Origin of the sequence: Pseudomonas sp. HOU2 (assembly GCF_040729435.1) — a bacterium.
Lineage (GTDB): Bacteria > Pseudomonadota > Gammaproteobacteria > Pseudomonadales > Pseudomonadaceae > Aquipseudomonas.
The window spans coordinates 2,228,931-2,249,511 of sequence record NZ_CP160398.1; the positions used below are offsets into that span (position 1 = coordinate 2,228,931).

General features: G+C 60.8%; 18 protein-coding genes and 2 tRNA genes. 15 read left to right on the plus strand and 5 right to left on the minus strand.

Annotation, left to right across the window (positions count from 1 at the left end; all coding sequences use genetic code 11):
- The 7 genes from lolB to ychF all read left to right on the plus strand — a co-directional run bounded on the left by lolB (window position 1) and on the right by ychF (window position 5,193).
- Entirely contained in the window at window positions 1–618 is a 618-nt protein-coding gene (gene lolB / locus ABV589_RS09970) for a lipoprotein insertase outer membrane protein LolB (RefSeq protein WP_095136807.1), read from the plus strand.
- Between the two features lie 3 nt (window positions 619–621).
- The gene (gene ispE, locus ABV589_RS09975) at window positions 622–1,473 is read left to right on the plus strand and encodes a 4-(cytidine 5'-diphospho)-2-C-methyl-D-erythritol kinase (protein WP_367085715.1); all 852 of its coding nucleotides are present in this window, start codon (window positions 622–624) and stop codon (window positions 1,471–1,473) included.
- A 37-nt stretch (window positions 1,474–1,510) separates the two neighbouring features.
- Window positions 1,511–1,585 (plus strand) — tRNA-Gln (locus tag ABV589_RS09980).
- Between the two features lie 45 nt (window positions 1,586–1,630).
- Window positions 1,631–2,572: a ribose-phosphate pyrophosphokinase gene (locus ABV589_RS09985; protein ID WP_003171603.1), complete on the plus strand. Its 942-nt coding sequence runs from the start codon at window positions 1,631–1,633 to the stop codon at window positions 2,570–2,572.
- Window positions 2,573–2,713: 141 nt separating this feature from the next.
- Window positions 2,714–3,316 carry a 50S ribosomal protein L25/general stress protein Ctc gene (locus tag ABV589_RS09990; RefSeq protein ID WP_007967646.1) on the plus strand — a complete coding sequence of 201 codons (603 nt, stop codon included), beginning with the start codon at window positions 2,714–2,716 and terminating at the stop codon, window positions 3,314–3,316.
- 169 nt (window positions 3,317–3,485) lie between these two features.
- On the plus strand, window positions 3,486–4,070 hold the full coding sequence (gene pth / locus ABV589_RS09995; protein WP_003228164.1) for an aminoacyl-tRNA hydrolase: 585 nt from the start codon (window positions 3,486–3,488) through the stop codon (window positions 4,068–4,070).
- 22 nt (window positions 4,071–4,092) lie between these two features.
- The gene (ychF, locus tag ABV589_RS10000) at window positions 4,093–5,193 is read left to right on the plus strand and encodes a redox-regulated ATPase YchF (RefSeq protein WP_047599160.1); all 1,101 of its coding nucleotides are present in this window, start codon (window positions 4,093–4,095) and stop codon (window positions 5,191–5,193) included.
- 185 nt (window positions 5,194–5,378) lie between these two features.
- On the opposite strand, the gene ABV589_RS10005 is transcribed toward ychF, so the two are convergent.
- Entirely contained in the window at window positions 5,379–6,596 is a 1,218-nt protein-coding gene (locus ABV589_RS10005; protein WP_367085716.1) for an MFS transporter, read from the minus strand.
- A 429-nt stretch (window positions 6,597–7,025) separates the two neighbouring features.
- On the opposite strand from ABV589_RS10005, the gene ABV589_RS10010 reads away from it, so the two are divergent.
- A complete protein-coding gene (locus ABV589_RS10010) occupies window positions 7,026–9,083 on the plus strand; it encodes a methyl-accepting chemotaxis protein (RefSeq protein ID WP_367085717.1) in 2,058 nt (685 codons plus the stop codon).
- Here the strand turns inward: ABV589_RS10010 and ABV589_RS10015 are convergent.
- On the minus strand, window positions 9,076–9,978 hold the full coding sequence (locus ABV589_RS10015; protein ID WP_007961554.1) for a LysR substrate-binding domain-containing protein: 903 nt from the start codon (window positions 9,976–9,978) through the stop codon (window positions 9,076–9,078). The genes ABV589_RS10010 and ABV589_RS10015 overlap by 8 nt on opposite strands.
- A gap of 227 nt (window positions 9,979–10,205) precedes the next feature.
- On the opposite strand from ABV589_RS10015, the gene ABV589_RS10020 reads away from it, so the two are divergent.
- The 6 genes from ABV589_RS10020 to ABV589_RS10045 all read left to right on the plus strand — a co-directional run bounded on the left by ABV589_RS10020 (window position 10,206) and on the right by ABV589_RS10045 (window position 15,820).
- Window positions 10,206–11,324, plus strand: a complete 1,119-nt coding sequence (locus ABV589_RS10020; protein WP_367085718.1) for an ABC transporter ATP-binding protein — start codon at window positions 10,206–10,208, stop codon at window positions 11,322–11,324.
- Between the two features lie 15 nt (window positions 11,325–11,339).
- A complete protein-coding gene (locus ABV589_RS10025) occupies window positions 11,340–12,260 on the plus strand; it encodes an ABC transporter permease (protein WP_367085719.1) in 921 nt (306 codons plus the stop codon).
- Window positions 12,260–13,066: an ABC transporter permease gene (locus tag ABV589_RS10030; RefSeq protein ID WP_367085720.1), complete on the plus strand. Its 807-nt coding sequence runs from the start codon at window positions 12,260–12,262 to the stop codon at window positions 13,064–13,066. The genes ABV589_RS10025 and ABV589_RS10030 overlap by 1 nt, the downstream gene beginning before the upstream one ends.
- Before the next feature lie 27 nt (window positions 13,067–13,093).
- A complete protein-coding gene (locus ABV589_RS10035; protein ID WP_007961549.1) occupies window positions 13,094–14,140 on the plus strand; it encodes an extracellular solute-binding protein in 1,047 nt (348 codons plus the stop codon).
- 62 nt (window positions 14,141–14,202) lie between these two features.
- Window positions 14,203–15,657 carry an amidase gene (locus tag ABV589_RS10040; RefSeq protein ID WP_367085721.1) on the plus strand — a complete coding sequence of 485 codons (1,455 nt, stop codon included), beginning with the start codon at window positions 14,203–14,205 and terminating at the stop codon, window positions 15,655–15,657.
- Between the two features lie 86 nt (window positions 15,658–15,743).
- Window positions 15,744–15,820, plus strand: a tRNA-Met gene (locus ABV589_RS10045).
- A gap of 153 nt (window positions 15,821–15,973) precedes the next feature.
- Here the strand turns inward: ABV589_RS10045 and ABV589_RS10050 are convergent.
- Window positions 15,974–17,086 (minus strand): DUF2817 domain-containing protein, encoded by a 1,113-nt coding sequence (locus ABV589_RS10050; protein WP_367085722.1) that lies wholly within the window; start codon window positions 17,084–17,086, stop codon window positions 15,974–15,976.
- Between the two features lie 264 nt (window positions 17,087–17,350).
- Here ABV589_RS10050 and ggt point away from each other — a divergent pair, with 264 nt between their 5' ends.
- A complete protein-coding gene (ggt, locus tag ABV589_RS10055) occupies window positions 17,351–19,183 on the plus strand; it encodes a gamma-glutamyltransferase (protein ID WP_367086186.1) in 1,833 nt (610 codons plus the stop codon).
- An 80-nt stretch (window positions 19,184–19,263) separates the two neighbouring features.
- Here the strand turns inward: ggt and ABV589_RS10060 are convergent, their stop codons facing one another.
- The gene (locus ABV589_RS10060) at window positions 19,264–19,896 is read right to left on the minus strand and encodes a LysE family transporter (RefSeq protein WP_108592401.1); all 633 of its coding nucleotides are present in this window, start codon (window positions 19,894–19,896) and stop codon (window positions 19,264–19,266) included.
- 75 nt (window positions 19,897–19,971) lie between these two features.
- Window positions 19,972–20,571, minus strand: coding sequence for a flavin reductase family protein (locus ABV589_RS10065; RefSeq protein WP_367085723.1), 600 nt, complete (start codon window positions 20,569–20,571; stop codon window positions 19,972–19,974).
- Between the last annotated feature and the right edge of the window lie 10 nt (window positions 20,572–20,581).

Below are 20,581 nucleotides of genomic sequence, written 5' to 3' on the forward strand. Positions count from 1 at the left end.
ATGTTTTTGCGCCACGTTATTGTTTTCAGCTTCATCGCCCTGCTCGCCGGTTGCGCGGGCTTCGGCGCTCGCGAATCGGTCGAGGGCCACGGCAGTCCGGCTCAGTGGGCCGCGAACAAACAACAGCTGACCGGCCTCGACGGCTGGCAGATCGACGGCAAGATCGGCATTCGCGCGCCGAAAGACTCCGGCAGCGGCACGCTGTTCTGGCTGCAACGCCAGGACTACTACGACATTCGCCTGTCCGGCCCGCTGGGTCGTGGCGCGGCACGTCTGACCGGGCGCCCGGGCAAGGTCTCGCTGGAAGTCGCCAATCAGGGTCGCTATGACTCCGAGTCGCCGGAAGCGCTGCTCGAAGAGCAACTCGGCTGGAAATTGCCGGTATCGAATCTGGCCTGGTGGGTCCGTGGCCTGCCGGCACCCAGCAGCAAGAGCCGCCTGACCCTGGATAACGACAGTCGCTTGGCCAATCTGGAACAGGACGGCTGGAAGGTCGAGTACCTCAGCTACGCCGAGCAAAACGGTTACTGGCTGCCCGAGCGGATCAAATTGCACGGCACCGATCTGGACGTGACGCTGGTGATCAAGACCTGGCAACCGCGTAAATTGGGGCAATAAAGCATGACCGCTCCACGTTTGACGCTGCCCTCGCCGGCCAAGCTCAACCTGATGCTGCACATTCTCGGTCGCCGGGCAGACGGCTATCACGAACTGCAGACGATGTTTCAGTTTGTCGATTACGGCGACGAAATCACCTTCGCCGTGCGCGATGACGGCGTGATTCAGTTGCACACCGAATTCGCCGGCGTGCCCCACGACAGCAACCTGATCGTGCGCGCGGCAAAAATGCTGCAGCAACAATCCGGCTGCTCGCTCGGTATCGATATCTGGATTGATAAAGTTCTGCCCATGGGCGGCGGCATCGGTGGCGGCAGCTCGAATGCCGCGACCACCCTGCTCGGCCTGAACCACTTGTGGCAACTGGGCTGGGATGAAGATCGCCTCGCCGCGCTGGGCCTTACGCTCGGCGCCGATGTACCGGTATTCGTCCGTGGCCACGCGGCATTTGCCGAAGGCGTGGGCGAAAAACTGACCCCGGTCGACCCCGAAGAACCGTGGTATCTGGTGCTCGTGCCGCAAGTCTCTGTTAGTACGGCAGAAATTTTTTCCGATCCTTTGTTGACACGTAACACGCCGCCCATTAAAGTGCGCCCCGTTCCCGAGGGAAACAGTCGAAATGACTGCTTGCCGGTGGTTGCAAGGCGTTATCCAGAAGTACGTAACGCATTGGATTTGTTAGGTAAATTTACCGAAGCAAAACTCACCGGAACTGGAAGTTGTGTGTTTGGGGGCTTCCCAAGCAAAGCTGAAGCTGATAAAGTCTCGGCCCTTCTGACAGAGACCCTTACAGGGTTTGTAGCGAAAGGAAGCAACGTTTCGATGTTGCATCGCAAGCTGCAAAGTCTGCTCTAAAAGGAATCAAGTGCCAGGCACTTGAAGCAACAGATACAGGGGCGTCGCCAAGCGGTAAGGCAGCAGGTTTTGATCCTGCCATGCGTTGGTTCGAATCCAGCCGCCCCTGCCATTTTCTATACTCATCCAGGTTACCCTCAGCCTCTAGGTACTGCGCGTGTCCAAGATGATGGTCTTTACGGGGAACGCTAACCCCGATCTGGCTCGGCGTGTTGTACGTCAGCTGCATATCCCTCTCGGTGACATCTCTGTCGGCAAGTTCTCCGACGGCGAAATTACTGCCGAGATCAATGAAAACGTTCGCGGTAAAGACGTTTTCATTATTCAGCCGACTTGCGCTCCGACCAACGATAACCTGATGGAACTGGTAGTGATGGCTGATGCCTTCCGCCGCTCCTCGGCTACTCGTATTACTGCTGTTATTCCTTATTTTGGTTATGCCCGTCAGGATCGCCGTCCGCGTTCCGCACGTGTGGCTATCAGCGCGAAAGTCGTTGCTGACATGCTTACCGTAGTCGGCATCGACCGTGTTCTCACGGTTGATCTGCATGCTGACCAGATTCAGGGCTTCTTCGATATTCCGGTAGATAACATCTACGGCTCCCCGGTTCTGGTGGATGACATTGAAGATCAGCGCTTCGAAAACCTGATGATCGTGTCCCCGGACATCGGTGGCGTCGTGCGTGCACGTGCCGTTGCCAAATCCCTGGGCGTGGATCTCGGGATCATCGACAAACGCCGTGAGAAAGCCAATCACTCTGAAGTGATGCATATCATCGGTGATGTCGAAGGGCGCACCTGCATTCTGGTCGATGACATGGTCGATACCGCCGGCACTCTGTGCCACGCGGCCAAGGCCCTGAAAGAGCATGGCGCAGCCAAGGTCTTTGCCTACTGCACACACCCTGTGCTGTCGGGTCGGGCCATCGAGAATATCGAAAATTCCGTGCTGGACGAGCTGGTGGTGACTAACACCATCCCGCTGTCCGCTGCAGCACAAGCCTGTGCACGTATCCGTCAACTGGATATCGCACCGGTTGTTGCCGAAGCGGTTCGCCGCATCAGCAATGAAGAATCGATCAGCGCGATGTTCCGTTAAGGGCCCTGCCCTTCTCGAAATGTCTCGTTGACGAAAAGCGCCCCGCCCCGGCATACCTGTCGGGGCGGGGCTTTTTTGCCCATACCGTGTTTGGCGCTGGTCGCAAACGCCACCCGGTCATGGCTATTTTGGAGATACAAAATGAACGATTTTACTCTGAATGCTGAAGTGCGTTCCGACCTGGGGAAAGGTGCGAGCCGCCGCCTGCGTCGTCTCGCCGCTCTGGTTCCAGCTGTTGTTTACGGTGGCGACAAAGCCCCTGAATCCATCAGCATGCTGGCCAAAGAAGTTGCCAAACTGCTCGAAAACGAAGCGGCTTACAGCCACATCATCGAGCTGAACGTTGGTGGCAAGAAACAAAACGTCGTCATCAAAGCTCTGCAACGTCACCCGGCCAAAGGCCACGTGATGCACGCTGACTTCGTACGCGTTGTCGCTGGCCAGAAACTGACCGCTATCGTTCCTGTGCACTTCATCAACGAAGCTGCTCCAGTGAAGAAAGGCGGCGAAATCTCGCACGTTGTTGCCGAGATCGAAGTTTCCTGCCTGCCAAAAGACCTGCCTGAGTTCATCGAAGTCGACCTGGCTAACGCTGAAATCGGCACCATCGTTCACCTGTCGGACCTCAAAGCTCCTAAAGGTGTCGAGTTCGTTGCTCTGGCACACGGCGATGACAAGGCAGTAGCCAACGTCCACGCTCCACGTGTTGCTCCAGAAGCTACCGAAGAAGGCGCAGCAGAGTAATTTCACTCTGTTCGTCGGAGTGAGTGAAACATCGCGGACTGGAACGTAGCGAGAAAGCGGGCGAGAACGCGGAGTTTACATTCATGGTAAATGAGCAATTTTCGTCCACTTTCGCCGCCTTCACTGATCGCGGCGATGTTAACCACCACTCCAAGGAAGGGCCCCTATCGTGACTGCCATCAAACTGATCGTTGGCCTGGGTAATCCAGGCGCTGAATACGAACAGACCCGGCATAACGCAGGGGCCCTTTTTGTTGAGCGCATCGCTGCCGCGCAAGGTGTGAACCTTGTGGCCGATCGCAAATATTTCGGCCTGACCGGACGCTACTCGCATCAGGGTCAGGATGTTCGTCTGCTGATTCCCACCACTTACATGAACCGCAGCGGCCAGGCCGTGGCGGCACTCGCCGGTTTCTTCCGCATCAAGCCTGAAGAAATCCTGGTGGCGCACGACGAACTCGACCTGCCTCCGGGCGTCGCCAAGCTCAAGCAGGGCGGCGGCCATGGCGGTCACAACGGGTTGCGCGACATCATCGCGCAACTGGGCAATCAGAATACTTTCTACCGCCTGCGGCTTGGCATCGGCCACCCGGGCGTCGCCAGTATGGTTTCAAATTTCGTCCTGGGTCGTGCGCCACGCGCCGAACAGGAAAAACTCGATGCCAGCATCGACTTTGCCCTCGGCGTGCTGCCGGATATCCTCGCCGGTGAATGGAACCGCGCGATGAAAAACCTGCACAGCCAGAAGGCCTGACTCTAATCCGAGGGGAAACACCATGGGATTCAATTGCGGCATCGTCGGCCTGCCTAACGTCGGCAAGTCCACCCTGTTCAACGCCCTGACCAAATCCGGTATCGCGGCCGAGAACTTCCCCTTCTGCACCATCGAGCCGAACAGCGGCATCGTGCCGATGCCGGATCCACGTCTGGAAGCCCTGGCGGCCATCGTCAATCCGAAGCGCATCCTGCCGACCACCATGGAATTCGTCGACATCGCAGGCCTGGTGGCCGGCGCCTCGAAAGGTGAAGGTCTGGGCAACAAGTTCCTGGCCAACATCCGCGAAACCGACGCCATCGCTCACGTGGTGCGCTGCTTCGAAGACGACAACGTGATCCACGTTTCCAACAGCGTCGACCCCAAGCGCGACATCGAAATCATCGACCTGGAACTGATCTTCGCCGACCTCGACAGCTGCGAAAAGCAACTGCAGAAAGTCGCACGCAACGCCAAGGGCGGTGACAAGGACGCAGTCGTTCAGAAAGCTCTGCTGGAGCAACTGATCGCGCACTTCACCGAAGCCAAGCCTGCGCGCAGCCTGATGAAGAACATGAGCGCTGACGAAAAGTCGGTGATCAAGGGCTTCCACCTGCTGACCACCAAACCGGTCATGTACATCGCCAACGTCGCTGAAGACGGTTTCGAGAACAACCCGCACCTGGACGTGGTCAAGGCCATTGCCGAAGAAGAAGGCGCCATGGTCGTTCCGGTGTGCAACAAGATCGAAGCGGAAATCGCCGAGCTCGACGACGGCGAAGAGAAAGACATGTTCCTCGAGGCCCTGGGCCTGGAAGAGCCTGGCCTGAACCGCGTGATCCGCGCCGGTTACGAAATGCTGCACCTGCAGACCTACTTCACCGCCGGTGTCGAAGAAGTCCGCGCCTGGACCGTCCGCGTCGGTGCCACCGCACCACAAGCCGCCGGCGTGATCCACACCGACTTCGAAAAAGGCTTCATCCGCGCCGAAGTCATCGCCTACAACGACTTCATCCAGTACAAGGGCGAAGCCGGTACCAAGGAAGCCGGTAAATGGCGCCTGGAAGGCAAGGACTACATCGTCAAGGACGGCGACGTGATGCACTTCCGCTTCAACGTCTAAGCGTTACGCCCAAGAAAAAGCCGCGTTTGATACGCGGCTTTTTTGTGCCTGAAATAATCTCCGTTACACCACCCATCCCCTGTAGGAGTGAGCCTGCTCGCGATAGCGGTGTGTCAGATGAAGTTACGTCAACTGACACACCGCTATCGCGAGCAGGCTCACTCCTACAGTTTAAACGGTATGGGTCAGGCCTTTTTGGTGCGCGGCAGGAAGATCGCCAGCACGCCAAACAACGGCAAAAACGAGCACAGGAAATACACATACTCGATACCGTGCACATCCGCCAGATGCCCCAGCAACGCCGCACCAATCCCGCCGAAGCCAAACATCAAGCCGAAGAACACCCCGGCAATCATCCCGACATTGCCCGGCACCAGTTCCTGCGCGTAAACCACAATCGCCGAGAACGCCGAGGCGAGGATGAAGCCGATCACCACGCTGAGGACAGTGGTCCAGAACAGATCGACGTGCGGCATCAGCAAGGTAAACGGTGCCACGCCGAGAATCGAAAACCAGATCACCGCCTTACGCCCGATCTTGTCGCCAATCGGCCCGCCAAAGAACGTCCCCGCTGCCACCGCACCGAGAAACAGGAACAGGTGCAGTTGCGAGCTGGCCACCGACAGGTCGAACTTCTCGATCAGGTAGAACGTGAAATAGCTGGTGAGGCTGGCCATGTAGAAATACTTGGAGAACACCAGCAGGCCGAGTACTACCAGCGCACTGATCACCCTGCCCTTCGACAGTCCGTGAGTCGCCGCCTGACCAGCCTTGAGCTTGAACAGGTTGAGGTGATGAGCGTACCAGCGGCTGATGCGATACAGCACGAACAGCGCAAACACCGCGAACAGACCGAACCACGCCACGTTGCCCTGACCGAACGGAATAATGATCGCCGCTGCCAGTAACGGGCCGAACGCGGAACCGGCGTTACCGCCGACCTGAAAGGTCGATTGGGCCAGACCAAAGCGTCCACCCGAGGCCAGCCGGGCAATCCGTGACGCCTCGGGGTGGAACGTCGAGGAACCGATCCCGATCAGCGCCGCCGCCAGCAGAATCAATGGAAAACTGCCGACCACCGACATCATCACGATGCCAATCAGCGTGCAGATCGAACCTGCCGGCAACAGCCACGGTTTCGGATGGCGGTCAGTGTGATAACCGACCCACGGCTGCAGCAGCGATGCGGTCAGCTGGAAGGTCAAGGTGATCAGCCCGACCTGGGTGAAGCTCAAGCCATAGTTGGCTTTAAGCATCGGGTAGATCGACGGCAGCACCGACTGAATCAGGTCGTTGATCAAATGCGCCAGCGCCACCGCGCCGATGATACGCATCACCAGTGGGCTGCTTTGTGGAGCAGCGGGCGCCGAGGCAGCGGCGGTCTGAGCGTTGCTGATAGCCATGAAAGTTTCCGTACAGCAGATGGGTGCACGCGGGCAGGTGCGCCAATGTGCCATTTTTCGGTGCGCCAACGCCATCCCCTTAGCCAGCTAACTAACCAACCGAATAACAGACCAATCTCTGTAGGAGCTGCCGAAGGCTGCGATCTTTTGATCTTGATCCTAAAAAACAAAGATCAAAAGATCGCAGCCTTCGGCAGCTCCTACATAGGATAGGTGATAGCGCAACGCCATGGTCTGAATCTTGCCTTGCTTCTCCCCTCGAACGCGGCGGCCTTACAAAGGCAGCCGAGAATGGGAAGTTTCGCTACAGAGCCGGCCTACAGAGCGGGCGAGAGTGAACTTTCGAGGCCTTTTAGCAGGGCACGACATCCAGGTCGCACGACCGCGATGCACGCCATTGGTGCGTGGTGTCCAGAGGAGTCATGAGGCATGCAGGCTTTCCTTTCACCGGGGATCAAATTGCTGGGGCGGTTTGGCTTCGCACGTAAATTCCAGCTGTTGTTTCTACTGTTCATTCTGCCGTTGGCCGGCAGCCTGTTGATGATCGGCCAGGACTATCGCGACAGGCTCAATCTGATTTCCGGTGAACGTGCCGGGGTGCGCCAATTGCTCAGCCTTGATGCGCTGGATAACCTGCTCGCCGCCCAGCGTGACCGCGCCGCCCGTTGGCGCGCCACCGAAACCAATCGCCAGCCGACCCCGGCGACCCTCGCCGCCATGGCGGCGTTCGACAAGGTCCAGCCCGCCGTTGTTCAGGCCACCACGGATCTGGGCAACGCGTTGAACAAGGAAGGCGCCGAAGGCGAAACCCTCGCCCGCTATCAAGCCCTGCAAACCGCGCTCGGCGGTCTGGATTCGAAAAGCCTGAGCAGCGTCGGCTGGTGGCCAGACGGTTACGATCGTTTCACCAACGCCCTCAGCGCCCTGCAAGCCTTGCGCGAGCAGATCGTCATGGACAACCGCCTGACCCTCGCGCCGTGGCTGGAAACCTATCTGCTGACGCAGATCTCCACGCAGCACGCGCCGGACCTGATCGAGCGCGTAGGTCGTCTGGCGGCGGTCGGTCAGGCTTCGGTCGTATCGGGACAATTCACTTTGCAGAGTCGCCTGCAGTTGCGCGACCTGCGTGGCCGCATCGGCGATGCCCGCGAGCAACTCGTCAAAACCGCCGGCCTGCTTGAAGCGCGTCTGCCGAGCGATCTGCAAACCTGGGCCGGCCAGTACCACGACAGTCTCAAACGTCTCGATGCAGGGCTGAAGGTGCTGGATGACGGCGTGTTCGGCGGCAGTATTAGCCTCAAGCCTGAAGACTTCGAACGCAGCCTCGATGCACTGTTGGGCGATCTCGCCTCATTGCGCCAGCAATCGCTGCTGTCGCTGGATCAGCGCCTGGACGCCTACCACACTTCGGCGATTCGCCAATTCATCGTGGTCGCGGCGATCTTCGGTTGCCTGCTGCTGGCGGCGCTGTATCTGTTCGTCTGCCTGCAAGCCTCGATCCGCAGCAGCGCCAGCGGCATCACGCTGCTCGCCGAAGCCCTGCGTGACGGCAACCTGAGCTTGCAAGTGCCGGTGGTGGGCCGCGACGAGCTGGCGGCGATCAGCACCGCGCTCAACGTCGCCGTGGTGCAACTGCGCGCCAGCATGCTCGGGGTCGATCACGAAACCTCGCAACTGAGCCACGCGGTGCGCAGCCTCAATGACCACTCCAGCGGCGCGCTGAGCGAAGTCGAAGCGCAGCAGTTGCAAATCAGCCAGATCGCCGCCGCTGCCACGCAACTGGCCGCCACTTCGCAAGGTGTGGCGCAGAGTTGCGAACAGGCTTCCGGCAGCGCCCAGCACACGCGGCGCATCGCCGCCGACAGCAGTCGCGACAGCCAGCGCACCACGGCGAGCATTCAGCAACTCAACCAACGCCTCAACGAAACCGCAGCGGCACTCGGTCGAGTCAGCGAGCAAGGCCAGCAGATTCAACTGGTGGTCGACACCATTCGTGGCGTCGCCGAGCAGACCAACCTGCTCGCGCTCAACGCTGCGATCGAGGCGGCACGCGCCGGCGAACAAGGGCGCGGGTTTGCCGTGGTCGCCGATGAAGTACGCAGCCTGTCGCAGCGCACTCAGTCATCGACTGCGCAGATTGCCGGCACGGTCGATAGCCTGCGCGCCACGGTCAACGAAGCGGTGAGCCTGATGGAAGCCGCCTGCGGCCAGGCGCAATCGGATGCCGCAGCCGTGACCGGTCTCGGTGAACGTCTCGGCGAAATCGCCAGCGCCGTACAAAGTGTCACCGACACCCTGGCGCAGATCGCCACTGCCGTGGAAGAACAGGCGAGCACCGCCGATGAGGTCAGCGGCAATATTCAGCAGGTCGATCAGGCCGCTGTGCGCTTGCTCGAAGGCGCCCGTGCAGTGAACCTGGCGGCGGACACTTTGAGTCAGGGCAGCAAGGCCCTGAGCGACAACACCGCGCGCTTCCGCCTCAGTTGATCACGGCTTCGGGGAAGTCCGCTTCCAGCTCGGTCTTCAGCCACTGAATAAACCACGCCGCATCCGCCGACAGTTCGGCGGACGGCGTGAGCACCCGATAGCTTTCCAGCTTCACCTGCGCGTCCACCGCGCGCACCAGTTTGCCGGACTTGAGTTCCTCGCGAACCAGCACCTCATTGGCCAGCGCAATGCCCTGCCCGCTCTCGGCCACCGACAGTGCGTGATCGTTGTTGACGTAGAGCATGTCGGAATTGAGGTGAATATCCAGCTCGTGGGCGGCGAACCACAGGTTCCACCATTCGCCGTCATCGACGTGGATCAGCTCATGCCGAACCAGATCGGCCGGGCCGGCCACAGGCCCGATGCTGGCGAGGTATTGCGGGGTGCAGATCGGAAACACGCGCGGGCAGATCAGCGCTTCACGGGAGTCGGCGTATTGCCCGTCGAGGCCGTAGACGATGCCCAGATCGGCGCTCTTGCCGTCGACTTCGGTGAAGGTCGAATTCGGCTCGATGGCGAACTTCAAACCCGGGCGCAAATGGCGCATCGCTTCGATGCGCGGCATCAACCAGCGCTTGGCAAACCCCGGCACCACCATGATCCGCAACCAGCGCTCGGCATCCTTTGGCTGCGCCTCTTTGCCGGCCTCGATGATCAACTGCAACGCGGCGCTGATCTTGCGGTGGTACTTCTCCCCTGCCGGCGTCAGGTTGACCCCGCGCGAGGTGCGCTCGAACAACTGAATGCCCAGCCAGTCCTCGAGCAGCTTCACGTGCCGACCAATCGCCGGCTGGGTCACGTGCAGGGCTTTCGAGGCCTCGACGTAGCTGCCCAAACGCGCGGCGGCATCAAACGCACGCACCGCGTTGAGCGGCGGCAAACGGTGGTCGGGCATGATTCCTGGCACCTTTGGCTGTTAAATTAACTAACAGCTGCCATGTTTAAATTGAAGTGTCGCCCCGCGCAACCCCTGGCTGATAATCGAGCCACAGCAGAACAAAAAAACAGCTGGTTTCACCCCGTACGCAATCTCGATCCTGCCCAGAAAAATAATATCCATGGCCCGACGACGTCGCTGATTCGCAGCGCAATCGCAGGCGATGGGGGAATCGGAGGTAACGCATGAATGCCCTGCATTCGCTGCAAACACTGGCGGTGTCGATCCGCTCGGTGCGCAAGGTTTACGGTGATCCGAACACCGGTCCGGTGGCGTTGAAAAACATCGACCTGGACATTCGCGACAACGAATTCTTCACCCTGCTCGGCCCTTCCGGCTGCGGCAAAACCACCCTGCTGCGGATGATCGCCGGCTTCGAATTTCCCACCGAAGGCGAGATCCTGCTGTACGGCGAAAACATCGCTGATCGCCCGCCGTTCCAGCGCCCGGTCAACACAGTGTTTCAGCATTACGCATTGTTCCCGCACATGACCATCGCCGAGAACCTGGCCTTCGGCCTCGAATCCCACCCGATGGGCAAGGTGCTGAACAAAGCGCAAATCGCCGAGCGCGTGCGCGAGATGCTCGCGCTGGTGCAGATGGAGCGCTTCGCTCAGCGCAAACCGGCGCAGCTGTCCGGCGGCCAGCAACAACGTGTGGCGCTGGCCCGTGCGTTGGCACCGCACCCGAAAGTCCTGCTGCTGGATGAGCCACTGTCGGCCCTCGATCTGAAGCTACGCCAGGCCATGCGCGAAGAGCTGAAAACCATTCAGGCCAAGACCGGCATCACCTTCATCTTCGTCACCCACGATCAGGAAGAAGCGCTGACCATGTCCGACCGCATCGCCGTGTTGTCCGAAGGTGAAGTGCAGCAGGTCGGCCGCCCGGAAGATATCTACGAACGCCCGCGCAATCGCTTCGTCGCCGACTTCATCGGCGAGACTAACTTCATCCAGGGCACGGTGACGAAGATCGAGGCCGGCCAAGCCTGGTTCGCCGGGCCGGCCGGGCATCCGCTGCCGGCGCAAGCGTGCAGCGACGTGACGGTCGGCGCCAGCGTGACCTTGTCGGTACGTCCCGAGCGCCTGCATCTGGTACCCGCAGCGACCGAGGCCGCGCTGCCGTGCCGGATCGAAGCGCAGATCTACCTGGGCACCGATCTGCAATATCAGGTCAGCCTCAGCGACGGCTCGCGCCTCACCGTGCGTACGCCGAACTGCGTCGACCAGAGCCTGCGCTTTGCCGTCGGCAGTCAGGCCGGTCTGTTGTTCGACCGGGGAAGCGCCAGCGTCCTGCACGATTGAGCCCGAGGAGTTGCCATGCACGCCTTACCGATTGCCAACACGCTGGAGCGCCGCAAGGCCTTCCAGAGTTTCCTCGGGGTCAGCCCGGCGCTGGTCGCCATTGGCCTGTTTCTGCTGGTGCCGATCCTGATCGTCATCGGCTATTCGCTGATGGAAGCCAACCCCTACGGCGGGGTCAACAAAGTCTTCAGCAGCGATGCGTACACCTCGTTGCTGTTCGAACGCCAGATGGACGACAGCCTCGCGTTCGCCGACTCCTACCTGATCATCGCCCTGCGCTCGATCGGTATCGCCGGCCTGACCACAATCATCACCCTGCTGATCGGGTTTCCGGTGGCGGTGTGGCTGGCCATGCAGCCGGCGCACCGGCGTGGCTTGCTGATCTTTCTGATCACCGTGCCGTTCTGGGCCAACCTGCTGATCCGCACCTACGCGTGGATTCTGCTGCTGCGCAACACCGGGGTGATCAACAACAGCCTGATGGGCATGGGTGTGATCCATGAGCCGTTGCAGTTGTTGTACACCGACGGCGCGGTGCTGCTGGGGCTGGTTTATACCTATGCGCCGTTCGTGGTGTTGCCGATCTACGCGACGCTGGAAAAGATGGATATCCGTCTGCTCGAAGCCGCTCAGGATCTGTATGCCGGCCGCGTGCGCACTTTGCGCAAAGTGGTGTTGCCGATCGCCAGACCGGGAATTCTCGCCGGCGCCATCCTCACGTTCGTACCGTGCCTGGGCGCGATGATCGCCCCGGAACTGCTCGGCGGCGGCACGCGGATGATGCTTGGCAACCTGATCTTCCGGCAGTTCAGCGATGCGCGTAACTGGCCGTTCGGCGCAGCCCTGTCGCTGGTGCTGATGGCCGCGGTGATGCTGGTGCTGACCGTGTATGCCCTGCGCGCCGAGCGCCAGCGCATCGCCAAAGGAGGTGCGTGATGCTCGCGCTATTCAAACGCAAAGGGCTGGGGGTGCAGGACTTTCCCGGTTTCGGCGGTTTCAGTTTGCTGTTCTATCTGTACCTGTACGCGCCGATCGTGGTGCTGGTGGTGTTCTCGTTCAACGCCAACCAGTCGGCGACGGTGTGGACCGGCTTCAGCCTCGATTGGTACCGCGCCGCGTTCGCCAATCAGGCCCTGCGCCAGGCCGCCGGCAACAGCCTGTTGATCGCGGTGTGCGCGAGCATGATCGCCACGGCGATTGCCACCCTCGCCGCCCTCGGCACCTCACGCGGTGCCAAGTTCAAGGGCCTGCAATTGTCGATGGGCGCGATCATGTTGCCGCTGGTGCTGCCGGAAATTGTCGTCGGTGTGGCGACGCTGGCGCTGTTCTCGACCATTGGCCTGTCGCTGGGTTACGGCAACCTGATCATCGCCCATACGGTGTTCTGCATTCCGTTCGCCTACCTGCCGATCCGCGCTCGCTTGAACGACATGGACCTGTCACTGGAACAAGCCTCGGCCGACCTCTACGCCGGCCCATGGCGGACCTTTCGCAAAGTGACCTTGCCGCTGCTGATGCCGGGGATTTTCTCCGGGCTGATGCTGGCCTTCATCGTCTCGCTGGATAACTTCGTGATCTCGATGATGGTCTCCCAGGCCGGCACCACGACCCTGCCGATCTTCATCTTCGGTCTGTTGCGCATGGGCGTGACACCCGACGTCAACGCCGTCTCGACCCTGATCCTGGGCGTCTCGGTGTTATTCGTCAGCCTCTCTTACCTGCTGGGCAAAAAGAACGCCTGAACCTTCCAAGAACCGTGGGGAAATAGCATGAGCAAGTGGATGAAAAGCGTCGGCACTGCGTTGTTCCTGACTGTGCCGCTGGCGATGACCGGCAGCGTTCAGGCTGCGGAGAAACTCAACGTGGTGAGCTGGAGCGGCTACTTCTCGCCGGAGATTCTCGCCAAGTTCCAGAAGCAGACGGGCATCGAAGTCACGGTCGATTCCTACGACTCCAACGAGACCCTGCTGGCGAAACTGAAACAGGGCGGCGCCGGGTATGACGTGGCGATTCCGTCGCACCAGTTCATTCCGATCCTGATCAAGGAAAACCTCCTGGAGCGTTTCGATCCGGTCAAGGAGCCGTACTACGCCAGCGTTGTGGACAACCTGAAAAAACCGAGCTGGGACCCGGAAGGCGCGTACTCGGTGCCGTTCATCTGGGGCACCACCAGCGTGGTCCTCGACAGTGCGCGCTACAAAGGCCCGGCCGACAGCTACAAGGTTTTGTACGAGCCGCCAGCCGAGTTGCAGGGGCGGATCAACATGTTCGATTCGGTCAGCGACATGGTCGACATGGCGAGCTTGTACCTGAACATTCCGCTGTGCAGTGAAGACCCGAAACAGATGCAGCAGATCCTCACGCTGCTCAAGGCGCAGAAGCCGTTCGTGAAGACCTACAGCTCCAAGGCTGGCTCGATCCGCGAGAATCTCGCCTCGGGTGAAATCGACATGTCGATGTTCTGGGGCGGCTCGTCGATGCGTGCCCGCGAGATGAAACCGAGCCTGAAATACCTGTACCCGAAAGAAGGCGTGCTGGCCTGGGTCGACAACATGGTCATCCCCACCGGCAGCAAGAACCCGGCAAATGCCAAGGCGTTCATTGCGTTCCTCAGCCAGCCGGAAAACTCGGCGATGACCCAGAACTTCCTCAAGCACCAGAGCCCGATCAAAGGCGTCGAACCGTTCCTCGATGCGGCGCTCAAGGACGCGCCGGAATTGCACATTCCCGAGGGCACCCACGTGGTGTTCAGCAAGACTTGCGGCGAAGGTGCGATCCGCCTCGCTGACCGTCTCTGGACCAACCTGATGCGTTGACCCCTGCCCGCCCCGGCATGCGGCCGGGGCGTTTCTCCAGCCGTCTGAAAGGCGCCGTTGTCATGAATTCCAATAACATCAGCGAACTGGTCCTGCTGCAGGCCCATGAGCTCGCCGAACGCATCCGCCTGCGCCAGGTGTCCTGCCGCGAAGTGATGCAGACTTATCTTGCCCATATCGAACGTTTCAACCCGCAGGTCAATGCGCTGATCAGCCTGCAGTCACCTGAAACCCTGCTGGCCCAGGCCGATGAGCGCGATGCCGAACTGGCGCGCGGTGAATACCGTGGCTGGATGCACGGCCTGCCCCACGCGATCAAGGATCTGTCGCTGACCCAGGGCATCCGCACCACGCTCGGATCCCCGCTGTTCAAGGACTTTATCCCCGAGCGCGACGGCATCATGGTCGAGCGGATCAAGGCTGCCGGCGCGATCATCATTGGCAAGACCAACACCCCGGAATTCGGCCTCGGTTCGCAGAGTTACAACCCGCTGTTCGGTGCCACCGGCTGCGCCTTCGACCCGAGCAAAACCGCGGGCGGCAGCAGCGGTGGCGCAGCAGCGGCGTTGGCGATGCATCTGGTGCCGGTGGCCGATGGCAGTGACATGATGGGTTCGCTGCGCAACCCGGCGGCGTTCAACAACATCTTCGGGTTTCGACCTTCTCAGGGTCGGGTGCCGTTTGATGACAGTGCCGATCTGTTTTTCGATCAGCTCGGTTATGAAGGGCCGATGGCGCGCAGCGTGAGGGATGCGGCATTGCTGCTGTCGGTGCAGGCCGGGGGCGATGCGCGGGCGCCGTTGTCCATCGCTGAATCCGGCGAAGCCTTTGCGGCGCCGCTGGAGCGTGATTTCAGAGGCACGCGGTTGGGATGGCTGGGGGATTTCAACGGTTATCTGCCGATGGAGAACGGCATCCTCGGACTGTGCGAAAAAACCTTTGCCGACTTCGAAAGCCTCGGCTGCCGGGTCGAGTCGGTTGAACCGGGTTTCGCCCCCGAGCGACTGTGGAGCAGTTGGCGGACGTTGCGGCACTGGATGGTCGCGGGGTCGTTGGGCGCGGCCTACGCCGATCCGCAGAAGCGCGCGCAGCTGAAACCGGAAGCCTGCTGGGAAGTGGAAAACGGTCTGAAGCTCTCGGCCAGCGAAGTGTTCGCTGCCTCGGTGGTGCGCAGCGACTGGTATCGGGCGATCTCGCGCTTGTTCGAACACTACGACTATCTGCTGCTGCCGAGCGCCCAAGTCTTCCCGTTCGATAAAACCCAGCCGTGGCCCAAGGCAATCGAAGGCGTGGCCATGGACACGTATCACCGCTGGATGGAGGTGGTGATCCCCGGCACGTTGTCCGGTTGTCCGGTGGCCAGCGTCCAGGCCGGCTTCAATGCACAGGGGTTGCCGATGGGGCTGCAGATCATCGGCCGGCATCAGGCGGACTTCGCGGTTCTGCAACTGGCGCACGCGTATGAACAGGCAAGCCGCTGGTTCGAACGCTGCCCTTCACCGCTGCTCGGCCCATGATTTTGATAAACGGTTGAAAGCGTAGAAAAAATTTTTAAATTTACGCTTGACGCTTTTCCATTTCAGGGGAATAATGCGCGCCACTTGGCTACATAGCTCAGTTGGTTAGAGCATAGCATTCATAATGCTGGGGTCCGGGGTTCAAGTCCCTGTGTAGCCACCAAGTACTAAAAACGGCTTACCGAAAGGTAGGCCGTTTTTTTATGCCTCGAAAAAACCATCATCTCTGGTGAGGGGATTCATGCCCTTCTTGCCCAGTAAAAAGCGAACAGGACGGCTGCGCAGTCCATCGGGGATAAATCCCCTCGCTACAGGTCTATTCAGAATTCTCTACCGACAGGGCCATCAGCCCCTTCGCCCAGATCTGCCGGGTTCGCAACCCGACCATCGCCCGCCAGTCCGGATCTGCCGGATAGAACTGCTCCAGCAGATTCAACTTGATAGCCTGCCCCGTCGCATCCAGCGGATCACCATGCAGATGCAGCCAATGGTCATCGCGCAAATGCCGATGCACGTCTGGCCCCGGATACGTCCCGCACTCGATCACGAATGGTATCAGCTGCACATCCGGCAACGCATTGAGCAGCGCCTGTGAGGTGTACCCGGTAGCCGTCGCTGCCACACCGGTTTCGCTCAAGGTCTCGGCGCCGGTGTGCAGCGTGTAAAGCCATGGGCCATAAATCGCCTGTGCCTGCGCGAGTGCCGGATAAGGCGCCTGGGTGATGGTGAGCAACATCGGATGCCCGTACTCCCCTGCCCCGGTGTGCAGGTCGAAGCACATGACGGTTTCAGCGCCAGCCACATGTGCGTCGATGATTTGATGCAACGTGCGATTCGACCAGCTCGGCGCGCGGCCGCCATAGAACAGTCCATCGGGATGGCTATGCTGGCCGCCCTCGACAATCGACATCACCGCCGGCCAGCCGTGTTCGGCAATCTGCGCGTCGAGCAAGGCATCGGCGCGCTCACGTTCAGGGCCGTGCAAATCGGTGCAGGCGTAGATCTCGTGCAGTGTGGCGTAGGCGCGGTTGTCCGGCAGCGGCCCGGTGAAATCCAGGTGATTGCGGTTGAGGTCGATGTTGTCTTCGTTGACCCGGCGCAGCCACGCGGTACCCCATGGATTGATCAGGTGAATCATCACTACCGCGACATCCTTGGGCAGCGAACCCGGCACGAAGGTCTTCAGCCAGTCGATCTGGCAGTCCGAACCGTAATAGCCCTCGACCCCATGGGTACCGCTGAGTGCGACCAGCCGGCGTTTGGCTTGCGGATCACCGAGCACCGCGACGTCAGTGCTCAGCGGTTCGCCAAAAGGGCCGCAACGCGGATGGGCGTAGGAGGTGAGCGTGGCTCCGGCAGTTTGGGCGGCGGTCAGAAACTGTTCGCGTTGATCGCGGTAACTGGATTCGGTGGGGAACTCGCTGTGCATGCGTCGCCTCATGTTGGTTTTGTATTTGTGGGAGCGAGCTTGCTCGCGAAGGCGATTGTGCATTCAAATTTTGGTTGCCTGACACGCCGCATTCGCGAGCAAGCTCGCTCCCACAGGGTCTGTATTTCAGTTCGATGAATTTGACATTGACCCTAGCGAATATCCGCCCCGAAAAGAAAGACAAAAATGCCCACCGGTTTGCGTCGCGACCGACCGGTCGATAAAGTCCGTCAGACCTTTCACCCCACGGACGGAGAGCACCACGTGTTTCCAGCCCTGCCCCTGAGCCGCTTTCGCCTGCCAGCCCTGACGCTGATCATCAGCGCGCTGACCCTCACCGCGTGCAACGCCCCGCCCTCCTCGACCTTGCCACTGGCGCCGGAAGCCGCTTCCGGTTACCGCACCGATCTGCAGACTCGCCACGCCAGCAAACACATGGCCGCTGCCGCCAACCCGCTGGCCGCCGAGGCCGGGCGCGAGATGCTGCGCAAGGGTGGTTCGGCGATTGATGCAGCGATTGCGATGCAGGCGGTGCTGACCCTGGTCGAGCCGCAATCCTCCGGGATCGGCGGCGGTGCGATGATCGTGTTGTGGGACGGCAAACAGGTGCGTACCTACGACGGTCGCGAAACTGCCCCGGCGGGTGCCACCGAGAAGCTGTTCCTGCAGGCCGACGGCAAACCGATGCCGTTCCCGCAGGCGCAGATCGGCGGGCGCTCGGTGGGCACGCCGGGCGTGTTGCGTGCGCTGGAAATGGCACACAAACAACACGGTCGACTGCCGTGGGCCACGCTGTTCGACCCGGCGATCAAGCTCGCCGAGCAGGGTTTTGCGATTTCGCCGCGCCTGCATTCGCTGCTGGAATCCGACCCGGTGATCCGTAAATCGCCGGACATGGCCGCGTACTTTCTCAACAGCGACGGCAGCGTCAAAGCCGTCGGCACGCGTCTGCAGAATCCGGCATTGGCCGCCGTGCTCAAGCGCATCGCCAACGAAGGCCCGGACGCGCTGTACACAGGCCCGATCGCCGAAGAGATCGTCGCCAAGGTGCAGGGCCACGCCAACCCCGGCAGCCTGTCGCTGAATGATCTTCAGCGTTATCAGGCCAAGGAACGCGCCCCCCTGTGTACCGACTACAAACGCTGGCAGGTCTGCGGCATGCCGCCGCCGTCGTCGGGCGGGATCGCCGTGGCGCAGATTCTCGGCACCTTGCAAGCGCTGGAAAGCCGCGACCCGCGCCTGTCGCTGACACCGCTCAAACCGCTGAAGACCAACAAACCCGCCGGCATCGAACCGACGCCGCAAGCCGTGCACCTGATCGCCGAAGCCGAACGCCTGGCCTACGCCGACCGCGCGCAATACGTGGCCGACACCGACTTCGTGCCGGTGCCGGTCAAAGGTCTGGTCGACCCGGGTTATCTGGCCAGCCGCGCCAGCCTGATCGGCGAACGCAGCATGGGCAGCGCCCAACCGGGCACACCGCCGGGCGTGCAGGTGGCCTACGCGCCGGATCGCTCGCCGCTGCGCATCTCCACCTCGCAAGTGGTGGCGGTGGATGACCTCGGTGGTGCGGTGTCGATGACCACCACCATCGAAGCGGCGTTCGGTTCGCACCTGATGGTTCAGGGCTTTTTGCTGAATAACCAGATGACCGACTTCTCGTTCATCCCCGAAGAAAACGGGCAAAAAGTCGCCAACCGCGTCGAACCCGGCAAACGCCCCCGCTCGTCGATGGCACCAACCCTGATCTTTGATAGAAACAGCGGCGAATTCCTCGCCAGCGTCGGCTCGCCGGGCGGCTCGCAGATCATCGAATACGTGGCGAAAACCACCGTCGGCCTGCTCGACTGGAACCTCGACCCGCAAAGCGCCATCAGCCTGCCCAACTTCGGCAGCCGCAACGGCCCGACCGAACTGGAACAAGGCCAGTTCAGCCCGGCGCTGATCCAGGCGTTGAAAGATAAAGGGCATGTGGTAAATGAAATCGACATGACCAGCGGCACTCAGGCGATCGTGCGGATCAAGGATGCGCAAGGGAAAGCCTCGCTGGAAGGTGGCGCAGATCCGCGGCGCGAAGGGGAAGCGTTGGGGGATTGAGATTACGCAGGAAAAACAAAAGGCTTACCGCGAGGTAAGCCTTTTTTCATGCAACTGATTTAAATCCAAAGACTATCCGCTCAGCGATTAGCCACCAAATGCGCCCCAAACAGCAAATAACAACCACCGGCCAAACGATCCAGCCATTGCCGTGAACGCTCGTAAACACTGGCGATCCGGCGGCTGGCGAAGAACAGCGCGACGCTGCAATACCAGCTGAACGACAACGTGGCCATCGTCAGCACCGCCAGCGCCAACAACAGTGGCGGGACGTGGGCCGGCATTGCGGTGGCGAAGATGGTGGCGACGAACAGTGCCGATTTGGGGTTGGTCATGTTGCCCAGCAAGCCTCGCCCGTAAGCGCCGAGCAAGGTTTGCTGCGACTCATCCAGCGTGCCGGGGGCAATCGGCGCCTTGCGTTTGAACTGCTTGAGTCCGAGCCAGATCAGGTAGCAGCCACCGGCGATTTTGAAGCTCAGGTACAGCGTTGGTGCCGCGCTGAACAGGGTCTGAATCCCCAAACCGCCGGCCAGGCCCCACAACACGGTCCCGCTGGCGACGCCGAGCGCCGCAACCACCCCGTGACGACGCGAGCGGCTGACCGCCAGTTGGGCGATGTTGAAGAAGTTCGGGCCGGGGGTGACCACCGCGACCGTCCACAACAGCGCCAGCGACAACAACGGGGCGAGATAGCCAGAAAGCGAAAGGTCCATGGGGCGGGCGCCTGATTGGTTCGACAATGCCCCACACCTTGCTACATCCGGCGCAGGTTTTCCATCAGGCAAATATCACAACGGCAGGGTTTTACCGTCCACCGCATCGCCAATCGTCAGGAAATGCCCGCCGGCCACGTGGTGCAGCGTGCGCAAGCCGTCGTGCCCGTCGAAGTGCCAGCGGCCGTCGCTGAACACCCGTTCATCAGCCTGAGCGGCGATGACTTCGGCGAGGAACAGGTCGTATTGCTCGTGGTTGCGCGGTTCGGGCAGCAAGCGGCATTCGAGCCAGGCCACGCAGCCTTCGAGCAACGGCGACTCAACGGTTTCACCGGTGAAGGTTTGCAGGCCGTAAGCCTGAAACTTGTCCTGCCCCTGATTCTGCCGGATCTCCAGCCCCGAGGTATTGCCGACGGTTTGCACAATGTCAGCCTGATTGACGCACGGCACGTTGAGCACAAAGGTGCCGGACGCTTCGAGCAACTGGCGGGTCCAGGTGGACTTGTCGAGGACGACCGCTACTTTCGGCGGTTCGAAATCCAGCGGCATAGCCCAGGCGGCGGCCATGATGTTGCGCTGGCCGTCATGGGCAGCGCTGACCAGCACGGTCGGCCCGTGATTGAGCAGACGGTAGGCTTTGTTCAGGGGAACCGGGCGGCGATGGGAAGCGCTCATGGGGATCTGC

Bases quoted from the DNA above. Each gene is read 5' to 3' on its own strand.
- ABV589_RS10005 (WP_367085716.1), bottom strand. From the start codon at position 6,596: ATGGCTATCAGCAACGCTCAGACCGCCGCTGCCTCGGCGCCCGCTGCT.
- ABV589_RS10010 (WP_367085717.1), top strand. From the start codon at position 7,026: ATGCAGGCTTTCCTTTCACCGGGGATCAAATTGCTGGGGCGGTTTGGC.
- ABV589_RS09990 (WP_007967646.1), top strand. From the start codon at position 2,714: ATGAACGATTTTACTCTGAATGCTGAAGTGCGTTCCGACCTGGGGAAA.
- ABV589_RS10030 (WP_367085720.1), top strand. From the start codon at position 12,260: ATGCTCGCGCTATTCAAACGCAAAGGGCTGGGGGTGCAGGACTTTCCC.
- ABV589_RS10060 (WP_108592401.1), bottom strand. From the start codon at position 19,896: ATGGACCTTTCGCTTTCTGGCTATCTCGCCCCGTTGTTGTCGCTGGCG.
- ABV589_RS10040 (WP_367085721.1), top strand. From the start codon at position 14,203: ATGAATTCCAATAACATCAGCGAACTGGTCCTGCTGCAGGCCCATGAG.
- ispE (WP_367085715.1), top strand. From the start codon at position 622: ATGACCGCTCCACGTTTGACGCTGCCCTCGCCGGCCAAGCTCAACCTG.
- ABV589_RS10020 (WP_367085718.1), top strand. From the start codon at position 10,206: ATGAATGCCCTGCATTCGCTGCAAACACTGGCGGTGTCGATCCGCTCG.
- ABV589_RS10015 (WP_007961554.1), bottom strand. From the start codon at position 9,978: ATGCCCGACCACCGTTTGCCGCCGCTCAACGCGGTGCGTGCGTTTGAT.
- ABV589_RS10065 (WP_367085723.1), bottom strand. From the start codon at position 20,571: ATGAGCGCTTCCCATCGCCGCCCGGTTCCCCTGAACAAAGCCTACCGT.
- ychF (WP_047599160.1), top strand. From the start codon at position 4,093: ATGGGATTCAATTGCGGCATCGTCGGCCTGCCTAACGTCGGCAAGTCC.
- ABV589_RS10025 (WP_367085719.1), top strand. From the start codon at position 11,340: ATGCACGCCTTACCGATTGCCAACACGCTGGAGCGCCGCAAGGCCTTC.
- ABV589_RS10035 (WP_007961549.1), top strand. From the start codon at position 13,094: ATGAGCAAGTGGATGAAAAGCGTCGGCACTGCGTTGTTCCTGACTGTG.
- ABV589_RS10050 (WP_367085722.1), bottom strand. From the start codon at position 17,086: ATGCACAGCGAGTTCCCCACCGAATCCAGTTACCGCGATCAACGCGAA.
- lolB (WP_095136807.1), top strand. From the start codon at position 1: ATGTTTTTGCGCCACGTTATTGTTTTCAGCTTCATCGCCCTGCTCGCC.